This is a genomic window from Streptomyces swartbergensis, assembly GCF_002148965.1.
GTDB classification, from domain to species: Bacteria; Actinomycetota; Actinomycetes; order Streptomycetales; family Streptomycetaceae; genus Streptomyces; species Streptomyces swartbergensis.
The window spans coordinates 1-9,962 of the sequence record NZ_NGFN01000318.1; the positions used below are offsets into that span (position 1 = coordinate 1).

8 protein-coding genes and 1 pseudogene are annotated in these 9,962 nt (G+C 71.3%); 5 read left to right on the forward strand and 4 right to left on the reverse strand.

The features are described from left to right. On the reverse strand, positions 1-939 hold a 939-nt coding region (locus tag CA983_RS34455), incomplete at its 3' end, for a LacI family DNA-binding transcriptional regulator (protein WP_086604700.1). Positions 940-1,273: 334 nt separating this feature from the next. Between CA983_RS34455 and CA983_RS34460 the strand changes: the two genes are divergently transcribed. From CA983_RS34460 to CA983_RS34470, 3 genes are read left to right on the forward strand one after another with little or no spacing between them, the layout of a single operon-like run. Next, entirely contained in the window at positions 1,274-2,425 is a 1,152-nt protein-coding gene (locus tag CA983_RS34460; RefSeq protein ID WP_086604693.1) for a Gfo/Idh/MocA family protein, read from the forward strand. Beyond that, positions 2,422-3,591, forward strand: a complete 1,170-nt coding sequence (locus CA983_RS34465) for a dihydrodipicolinate synthase family protein (protein ID WP_086604694.1) — start codon at positions 2,422-2,424, stop codon at positions 3,589-3,591. Before CA983_RS34460 ends, CA983_RS34465 begins: the two co-directional genes overlap by 4 nt. Further along, positions 3,588-4,424: a sugar phosphate isomerase/epimerase family protein gene (locus CA983_RS34470; RefSeq protein WP_086604695.1), complete on the forward strand. Its 837-nt coding sequence runs from the start codon at positions 3,588-3,590 to the stop codon at positions 4,422-4,424. Before CA983_RS34465 ends, CA983_RS34470 begins: the two co-directional genes overlap by 4 nt. A 76-nt stretch (positions 4,425-4,500) precedes the next feature. On the opposite strand, the gene CA983_RS34475 is transcribed toward CA983_RS34470, so the two are convergent. Then, positions 4,501-5,130 carry a GNAT family N-acetyltransferase gene (locus tag CA983_RS34475; RefSeq protein WP_086604696.1) on the reverse strand — a complete coding sequence of 210 codons (630 nt, stop codon included), beginning with the start codon at positions 5,128-5,130 and terminating at the stop codon, positions 4,501-4,503. Between the two features lie 431 nt (positions 5,131-5,561). On the opposite strand from CA983_RS34475, the gene CA983_RS34480 reads away from it, so the two are divergent. Beyond that, complete coding sequence (locus CA983_RS34480; RefSeq protein ID WP_086604697.1) at positions 5,562-7,388, forward strand: glycoside hydrolase family 3 protein; 1,827 nt, start codon at positions 5,562-5,564, stop codon at positions 7,386-7,388. A 110-nt stretch (positions 7,389-7,498) separates the two neighbouring features. Further along, positions 7,499-8,155 (forward strand): hypothetical protein, encoded by a 657-nt coding sequence (locus CA983_RS34485; protein ID WP_086604698.1) that lies wholly within the window; start codon positions 7,499-7,501, stop codon positions 8,153-8,155. A gap of 37 nt (positions 8,156-8,192) precedes the next feature. Here CA983_RS34485 and CA983_RS34490 read toward each other — a convergent pair whose 3' ends face one another. Together CA983_RS34490 and CA983_RS34495 are read right to left on the reverse strand one after the other, a co-directional pair. Next, the gene (locus CA983_RS34490) at positions 8,193-9,623 is read right to left on the reverse strand and encodes a S28 family serine protease (RefSeq protein WP_086604699.1); all 1,431 of its coding nucleotides are present in this window, start codon (positions 9,621-9,623) and stop codon (positions 8,193-8,195) included. A 96-nt stretch (positions 9,624-9,719) separates the two neighbouring features. Further along, positions 9,720-9,962, reverse strand: a pseudogene (locus tag CA983_RS34495) (hypothetical protein); the annotation flags it as partial.

Here is a 9,962-nt window from a genome sequence, read left to right on the forward strand (position 1 = left end):
CCCCCCGGCCTCCGCCAACGGCAACCGCACGGTCGTCAGCGAAGGCACCGCGTCGATGCTGAACGGCAGATCGTCGAAACCGGCCACCGACACGTCCTCCGGAATCCGCAGCCCGGAGTCGCGCAGCGCCGCACACGCCCCGATCGCGACGGAGTCGTTCGCGGCGACGACCGCCGTCAGCGACGGGTCACGCCGCAGCAGTTCCAGCGTCGCCTCGTAGCCGGACCGCCGGTCGTACCGCCCGTGCACCGTCCACCGAGGGTCCTCCTCGATGCCGTGCGCGGCGAGCGCGGCCCGGTGCCCCTCCAGCCGGTGCCGGGTCGTCGTCCGTTCCTCCGGGCCGGCGATGTAGCCGAGCCGCCGGTGACCGAGCCCGATCAGGTGCTCGGTGAGTTCCTGCCCGCCGCCGCGGTTGTCGAAGGTCAGCGCGATCGCCCCGGTCTCCGGCGCCGGCGGCCGTCCGCACAGGACGACCCGCGTCCCGGCGTCGGTCAGCTTCCGCACCTTCGTGTCCATCGCCGCCTGGTGCGCCGCGTCCTCGATCGCCCCGCCGGTCAGCACCACGGCCGCCGCCCGCTGCCGCTGCAACAGCGTGAGGTACGTCAGCTCCCGCTCGGGAGAGCCGCCCGTGTTGCAGACCACCGCGAGTCTCTCCCCGCCCGCGCGGCCGCCCGGACCGCCGATCTCTCCCTGGATCGCGCTCGCCATGATCCCGAAGAACGGGTCGGCGATGTCGTTCACCAGGATCCCGACCAGGTCGGAGGTGGCGGCGGCCAGGGCGCTCGCGGGCCCGTTGAGCACGTAGTCCAGCTCGTCCACGGCCTTCAGCACCCGCTCCCGGGTGGAGGCGGCCACGGGGTAGTTCCCGTTCAGCACGCGCGACACCGTCGCGGGCGAGACCTGCGCGCGGGCCGCCACGTCCGCCAGGGTCACCGTCATCTCGTCGTCCTCCGGTCGCGCATCTCGTCGTCCGCCCTCGTCGCCCTCGTACACATACAGACCTGTGGCCTTGGTTCCGATGGAACCGAGACCCTGGCACCGATGGACCTATGGCCATGGTTCCGAGCAGACCTTAAGCCCCCGGCCCCGGGTTGTTCGCCCCCTCGAACAACTCGTCCTGGTCACGGTCTTGTCCGGACCGCGGTTCAGAGGCTAGCTTCTTCCCATATAGAAAGCGCTTGCTGTAACGCTCACCAGTCCACAGGCGGCTCACCGGGCCACCAGGGAAGGGTGGGGCGTACGCGGCGCGACGACCGCGTACGAAGGGAACGACGTGACACGCAAGACGGTGCGTATCGCCATGAACGGCGTGACCGGGCGCATGGGCTACCGCCAGCACCTGGTCCGCTCCATCCTCGCCCTCCGTGAGCAGGGCGGCCTCGACCTCGGCGACGGCACCGTGCTGTGGCCCGAGCCGATCCTGGTCGGCCGCCGTGAGCACGCGCTGCAGGCGCTGGCCGAGCGGCACGGCCTGGAGCACGTCTCGACGGACCTGGACGCGGTCCTCGCCGACGACACGGTGGACATCTACTTCGACTCCCAGGTCACCTCCGCCCGTGAGGAGGCCCTGAAGAAGGCCATCGCTGCCGGCAAGCACATCTACACCGAGAAGCCGACGGCGACGGGCCTCGACGGCGCCCTGGACCTCGCCCGGCTGGCGAACGAGGCCGGCATCAAGCACGGCGTCGTCCAGGACAAGCTCTTCCTCCCCGGCCTGCTGAAGCTGAAGCGCCTCATCGACGGCGGTTTCTTCGGGCGGATCCTGTCCGTGCGCGGCGAGTTCGGCTACTGGGTCTTCGAGGGCGACTGGCAGGCCGCGCAGCGCCCGTCCTGGAACTACCGGGCCGAGGACGGCGGCGGCATCGTCGTCGACATGTTCCCGCACTGGGAGTACGTCCTGCACGAGCTGTTCGGCCGCGTGAAGTCCGTCCAGGCCATCGCCACCACCCACATCCCGCAGCGCTGGGACGAGAACGGCAAGCCCTACGACGCCACCGCCGACGACGCCGCGTACGGCATCTTCGAGCTGGAGGGCGGCGCCATCGCCCAGATCAACTCCAGCTGGGCCGTGCGCGTCAACCGCGACGAGCTCGTCGAGTTCCAGGTCGACGGCACCGAAGGGTCGGCCGTCGCCGGCCTGCGCAACTGCCGCGTGCAGCACCGCTCCGCCACGCCCAAGCCGGTCTGGAACCCGGACATCCCCGCCACCGAGGTCTTCCGCGACCAGTGGCAGGAGATCCCCGACAACGCCGAGTTCGACAACGGCTTCAAGGCGCAGTGGGAGCTGTTCCTCAAGCACGTCTACGCCGACGCCCCCTACCACTGGGACCTGCTGGCCGGTGCCCGCGGTGTCCAGCTCGCCGAGCTGGGCCTGAAGTCCTCGGCCGAGGGCCGCCGTATCGACGTACCGGAGATCCAGCCGTGACCATCCGACTCCCGGACAGCAACGGGGCGACGCGGACGTACGAGCCGCGCACCGAACCGCTCCTGGTGACGCCCGGCACGCCCTTCACCTCCCGCACGGTCTACTCGGCGGCGCACGTCGTCGCCGACCCGTACGCGGACGTGTCGCCCGACTCGCCCGCCGCCGTCGACTGGGACGCCACCCTCGCCTTCCGCCGCCATCTGTGGTCGCACGGGCTGGGCGTCGCCGAGGCGATGGACACGGCCCAGCGCGGCATGGGTCTGGACTGGGCGGGCGCGGCGGAGCTGACCCGCCGGTCCGCGGCGGAGGCGAAGTCGGTCGGCGGCCTGATCGCCTGCGGTGTGGGCACGGACCAGCTCTCGGCCACCGAGATCGGCTACCCGTACAGCCTCGCGGAGATCCGCGCCGCGTACGAGGAGCAGCTCGCGGTCGTCGAGGAGTCGGGCGCGCGGGCGATCCTGATGGCCTCCCGGGCCCTGGCGGCGGTCGCCAAGGGGCCGGAGGACTATCTGGAGGTCTACGGCCACCTGCTCCGCCAGGCGTCCGAGCCGGTGATCCTGCACTGGCTCGGCCCGATGTTCGACCCGGCGCTGGAGGGCTACTGGGGCGCCACGGACCTGGACGCCGCCACCCACACCTTCCTGGACGTCATCGCCGCCCACCCGGACAAGGTCGACGGCATCAAGGTCTCGCTGCTGGACGCGCAGCGCGAGATCGACATCCGCCGCCGCCTGCCGCAGGGCGTGCGCTGCTACACGGGCGACGACTTCAACTACCCCGAGCTGATCGCCGGCGACGAACAGGGCTTCAGCCACGCCCTGCTGGGCATCTTCGACCCGCTGGGCCCGTTGGCGGCGCAGGCGGTGCGCGTGCTCGACACGGGTGATGTGAAGGGCTTCCGGGAGCTGCTGGACCCGACGGTCGGGCTGTCCCGCCACCTCTTCCAGACCCCGACCCGCTTCTACAAGACGGGCGTGGTGTTCCTGGCCTGGCTGGCCGGTCACCAGTCCCACTTCACGATGGTCGGCGGCCTCCAGTCGGCCCGCTCCCTCCCGCACCTCGCGAAGGCGTACGAACTCGCCGACGGTCTGGGCCTGTTCCCCGACCCGAAGCTGGCGGAGGAGCGGATGAAGAACCTGCTGAGCGTGTACGGGGTGGACCAGTGAGCACCGCGGAGCTGGAGCGCTTCTCCATCAACCAGATGACGGTCAAGCAGCTGTCGATGCCGGAACTGGTGGACGCCTGCGTCCAGTCGGGCGTCGGCAACGTCGGCCTGTGGCGCGAACCGGTGCAGTCGTACGGTCTGGAGGCCACGGCCAAGCTGGTCCGGGACGCGGGCCTGACGGTGACAACGTTGTGCCGGGGCGGCTTCTTCACGGCGATCGACCCGCGCGAGCGCGCGGAGGCCCTGGCCGACAACCGCCGCGCGATCGACGAGGCGGCGACGCTGGGCACCGACACCCTGGTCCTGGTCTCGGGCGGCCTCCCGGCCGGCTCCAAGGACCTGCACGGCGCCCGCGAACGCATCGCGGACGCCCTGGCGGAGCTGGGCCCCTACGCGGAGCGGCACGGCGTCCGCCTGGCCATCGAGCCGCTCCACCCGATGTACGCCTCCGACCGCTGCGTGGTGTCGACACTGGCCCAGGCCCTGGACCTGGCCGAGCGCTTCCCGGCGAACCAGGTCGGGGTCACCGTCGACACGTACCACATCTGGTGGGACGACACGGCTCCCGCGCAGATCGCCCGGGCGGGCGCGGGCGGCCGTATCCACACCTTCCAGCTCGCCGACTGGACGACTCCGCTCCCTCAGGGCGTGCTGACCGGACGTGGCCAGATCGGCGACGGCTCGATCGACATGCGTCAGTGGCAGCGGCACGTGGAGGCCGCCGGCTACACCGGTGCCATCGAGGTCGAGCTGTTCAACGACGGGCTGTGGGCGAGGGACGGACGGGAGGTGCTGGCCGAGACGGCGGCGAGGTTCGTCGAGCACACGCTGTGATCCGGCCCTGAAGCGCGCGCTCTCGCTGCCCTGCCCCGCGGATCCGGGCGGGGCAGCGGCCGTATCGGGTCGTGGCCTACGACCGTGCGAGGAACCCGTTCACCCGTTCCTCCAGCCGCTCCCGGCACCGCGGCCACTCCGCCGCCGTCACCGAGAAGATCGCGGAGTCGCGCAGCCGCCCCTCCTCGCCGGGTGCCCATGACCGGGACCAGTTGCGCAACACGCCCTCGAAGCGGGCGCCGGTGCTCTCGATGGCAGCTCGGGAACGGCTGTTGCGGGCATCGGTCTTCAGGTCCACGCGCGAGACGCCCCACTGCTCGAAGGCGTGCCGGAAGAGGAGGAACTTCGCCTCGGCGTTCACACCCGTGCCCTGGGCCGAGCGGGCGAGCCAGGTGAAGCCGACCTCGACGGCGTCCAGGTGGTCGTCCGTGAGCCAGCAGCGTGGTTCCCAGTAGGCCGTGGCGCCGACCGCTCGTCCCGTGGCCGTGGAGATTTGCGCGTAGGGCGCGAGCCGCCCCGTCGCCGCGCGGGCGAGCTGCGCGTCGATGTAGGCGCCCACCTCGTCGGCGCCCGGTACCCAGGTGAAGGCGTAGGTCTCCCGGTCCTCCGTCGCCGCCGCCGCCAACTCGGCGGCGTGCCGATGCCCCAAGGGCTCCAGACGGACCAGGGCACCCTCCAGGACGGGGCCTTCCAGTACGAAGCTCACGCGGGGAAGTCTTCCGTACGCGGCCCGGGTCGTCGAACGAAATACCCCGGTACCCGCGGGCCGGTGACGCCGAAGGACATCGGCTCATCCGCCCCGTTGAACCCCTGGTTCACCCCGCGTACCGACTTGCGGAAATCCGGCCCGTGTCGGGAACCCGGCCCGGGCTCCCATCGTCCAATCGCAGGCCGCCGGAGAGTCACCACGGTGCGGTGTCGGCCCTCGCTGCTGGCTGCGATCGCTGACCACCCTCTCCGCCGTACCGCGGCCGGCGGCACCGCCGCCATCGGCGCGTCCCCCTCCAACCGCGCCGGTGGCGGCCCCGGTGCGGTTAATGTGCACTCCCTTGACTGGCAGAAACTTCCCGGTTATTGGTGACCCTTCGGAAGTTTCCTTCAGCGGATCCGAGCGGATCACCTCCGGAAGGAGCGCACGTGCACGACACCGGCACGGGAAGCACGGGAAACACCGCACAGCCCTCCAGACGCACCGTCCTCGCCGCCACGGCCGGCGTCACCGCCGCTCTCGCGGCCAGCGGCCCGTCGTACGCCGCCGATGACAGCAAGCTCCAGGGCCTCATCTCCCGGATGAGCCTGGAGGAGAAGGTCGGCCAGCTCTTCGTGACGCGGGTGTACGGCCACTCCGCCACCGCACCCGACCAGGCCGACATCGACGCCAACCTGAAGGAGATCGGGGTCCGTACGGCCGCCGAGCTGGTCGCGAAGTACCGGGTCGGCGGCATCATCTACTTCGCCTGGGCGCACAACACCCGCGCCCCGCACCAGATCGCGGATCTGTCCAACGGCATCCAGCGGGCCTCCCTCGAACTGCCGCGCGGGCTGCCCGTGCTCATCTCCACCGACCAGGAGCACGGGATCGTCGCCCGGGTGGGCAGGCCCGCGACGCTCTTCCCGGGGGCCATGGCCGTCGGCGCGGGCGGGTCGCGGTCCGATGCCCGGACGCTCGGGCGGATCGCGGGGCGTGAGCTGCGGGCGATGGGCATCCGGCAGGACTACTCCCCCGTGGCCGACGTGAACGTCAACCCGGCCAACCCGGTCATCGGCGTACGGTCCTTCGGAGCCGACCCGCGGGCGGTGGCCGCGCTGGTGGCCGCCGAGGTCGCCGGGTACCAGGGGTCGGGGGTGGCGGCGACCGCCAAGCACTTCCCCGGGCACGGGGACACCAACGTCGACAGCCACACCGGCTTCCCGACCATCACGCACAGCCGGGAACTGTGGGAGAAGCTGGACGCACCGCCGTTCCGGGCGGCGATCGCCGCGGGCATCGACTCGATCATGACCGCGCATCTGATGGTCCCGGCCCTCGACGACTCCGGCGACCCGGCCACCCTCTCCCGCCCGATCCTCACCGGCATCCTCCGCGAGCGGCTCGGCTACGACGGGGTCGTCGTCACGGACTCCCTCGGCATGGAGGGCGTGCGGACCAAGTACGGCGACGACCGGGTGCCGGTGCTCGCGCTGAAAGCGGGCGTGGACCAGCTCCTCAACCCCCCGAACCTGGACCTCGCCTGGAACGCGGTCCTCGCAGCCGTGCGCAACGGCGAGCTGACCGAGGCCCGGCTCGACGAGTCGGTCCAGCGGATCCTGCGGCTGAAGACGAAGCTGAGGCTGTTCCGCGCGCCGTACGTCAGTCGGGAGGGTGTCGAGCGCACCGTCGGCACCCGGGCACACCTGGCGGCGGCCGACCGGATCGCCGAGCGGACGACCACCCTGCTTGTCAACGAGGGGCGGCTGCTGCCGCTGTCCCGGCGCCGGTACCCCAAGGTGCTGGTGGTCGGGGCCGATCCGGCCTCGCCGTCGGGGACGACCGGGCCGCCGACCGGAGTGCTCGCCGCCGCGCTGACCGGGCTCGGCTTCACCGCCACCGCCCTGCCGACCGGGACGGCCCCGTCCGCGGCGGTCATCGCCAGGGCGGTCGCGGCGGCGCGGGACGCGGACGCGGTGGTGGCGGCGACGTACAACGTCACGGCGGGCAGCGGTCAGAAGACGCTGGTCGAGCAGCTCGTGGCGACGGGGAGGCCGGTCGTGGCGGTCGCGATCCGCAATCCGTACGACGTGGCGCACCTGCCCTCCGTCCCGGCGTGCCTCGCGGCCTACTCCTGGACCGACGTCGAACTGCGGGCCGCCGCACGGGTGATCGCGGGACGGGTGGAACCACGCGGGAAACTCCCGGTGGCGGTGCGGCGGGCGGATGATCCGGAGCAGGTGCTGTACCCGATCGGGTACGGGCTGTCGTACTAGACGTACGCCACGGACCGGGCGCACCACCCCCAAGGTGCGCAAACCCTCCCATGTGCCTGGCGTGCGCCCGCCGAGCGGGCCACGCTGGGCCGGGGAACTGGGGGACAGCGATGCGTACGACAAGTTCGGCGGGGGTGGTGTGGGGGCTTCTGGTGCTGGTCTGCGTACTGCTGACCGGGTGCCAGAGCCCCTCGGCGGGTGTCGCGGAGGACGGCCGGCTGGGCGGGCCGGCGTCCGGGACTTCCGCTGCCGGGTCGGCTCCGGTGACCCGGCCATCGGGGTACGGGGCGGTGTTCCTCGCGGTCGACGAGTGCAGTTCGTTCGGTACGACGAGCTTCACCGAGGTGCCGTGCGCCGGTGAGCGGGCGGCGGCCCGGGTCGTGGCGCGGCACGACGGCACGGTCCGGGACGGGCCGCGCTGCCCGGCGACCACGGACTTCGTGCTGCACATCAGCGAGCAGCGGCCCGCGTCCGACGAGGACGGCGACGGGGCGGTGCCGCAGGGCTACGCCTGCATGCGCAACCTCCAGCCGCCGCACCCGGGCGACCCGGGCGGCGGGGGCGGGCCCCGCACCATCGTCGGCGACTGCGTCTACAGCTCCGGCGACGGGCAGGTCCGGGAGACCGCGTGCGACGGGAAGGGCGAGCAGGAGCCGGAGTACGAGGTGACCGAGGCTGTCGCCGGGCGCCCCGACTGCCCCGTGTCGACCGCCCTGTACGTCCGGCTCGGCGGCGACCGGCCCGTGGGGTGCGCCCGGCCGCTGTGAGCAGCCGGGCGCGACAACACAGACGAAACCAGTGGCCTTACGGCCGCAGTGTCATCTCACGCTGTATGTCCCGCTTGTCGAGCTTGGCGTCGAACTTCGCCAGCGGCTTGGCCTGTGCCACTGCGGCGGGCGCGACACCGGCCCATTTCAGGATGCGGGCGGTGGCGAGAGTCTTCTCCTTGTCGGCCAGGCCGGCGACGTTGGCGCCGTGGTTCATGCCGGGCGCCGTGAAGACGTAGGAGTCCTTCGCGCCCTTGCCCAGCCGGAACGGCTCCGCGCCCCACGGGTCGTTCTGGCCGTAGACGAAGAGCATCTGGCGGGCGTTGTGGCGGACCCAGGTGTCGACGTCCCGCATGACCCACGGCTGGAAGCGCATCGGGATGTCGCGCGGCACGAAGTCGCGCGGCGGCTGGTAGCCGTAGCGGATGTACTTCTTCTCGATGTGCGGGAACACGATCGTCGGCGCGCCCAGCTGCGTACCGGCCTGGTAGTAGTACGGCGTGTACGTCTGCAGGCTCTGGTCGGCGTAGGCGGAGAAGCCGGAGATCGTGTCGACGGACGTCCAGATCTCGTCGTCGGTGGCGGTCGCCGCGTTCGCCGGGATCTGGTCGCAGTCCTTGAGCAGGCTGTACTGCCAGAAGCCCCAGACGTAGTCGAGGACGACCGCTTCGTAGGCCTTGTCCAGGCTGCCGATGGTCTTGAAGGTGAGGCCGTTGTCCTGGGCGTAGGCCGCGTACTTCTTCTCCAGCGGCTCGCGGCGCACCAGTGCCTCGCGCTGCACGCCGTTCAGCCGGTCGCGGCACTCCTCGGTGCCGACGCGCGCGAAGAAGCGGTCGTAGGCGGAGTCCTCCTTGTTGACGACGTCGTTGGGGGCGACGTAGGCGACCACGCCGTCCATGTCACGCGGGTAGAAGCGCTCGTAGTAGGTGGCGGTCATGCCGCCCTTCGAGCCGCCCGTGGAGATCCACTTCTTGCCGTAGATGCCCTTCAGCGCCTTGAAGACGCGGTGCTGGTCGCTGGCGGCCTGCCAGATGTCCAGCTTGGACCAGTCGGCCGGGGCGGGCCGGGACGGGGTGAAGAAGCGGTACTCCAGGGAGACCTGGTTGCCGTCCACGATCTGGGTCGGCTCGCTGCGGCGGGGTGTCGTGGAGACGTTGTAGCCGCTGGTGAAGAAGACCGTCGGGCGCGCGACGTCCTTGTGCAGCACGGTGATGCGCTGCTGGAACGTGCCCTTCGACGGCTTCCGGTGGTCGACCGGCTGGGTGTAGTTCAGGACGAAGAAGCGGTAGCCGGTGTACGGCTTCTCCTCGACCAGGCTCATGCCCGGTATGGAGAGCAGCCTTTCCTTGATGTCAGTGGTGCTGTCGGTGCCGGTGGCCTCCGGCTCGGCGGCGGTGGCCGCTCCGGCCGTGCTCAACGTGCCTATGAGCACCGTGAGCGCCAGCAGCCATCTGAGCGCCTTGCGCATGCGCACTCCCCTGTGAGACAGATGTGCGCCGGAAGCTAGCGGACCAACTCCCCCCAGCACCAGGGGACATAGGGAAAACCCTCTGTGCGCCGGACGTCAGCACAGGATCCAGCCGGAGCTGACCGAGCCCTGCCCTTCAGCCATACGCAGCGGCGCCCGGCGTGCACCATCACCGGGCCGGCGTGGTAGGAGTACCGGCCTTCGTCGACGACCGGGCGGTTGCCGCGTGCCTGCACGCTCACCGACATCTTCCGCTTCACGCCGGGCTTCTTGGTGAGGGTCACGGCGCAGACGTAGCCGCCGCGTTTGTAGACGAGCACGGTTCCGGTGGAGAACGGC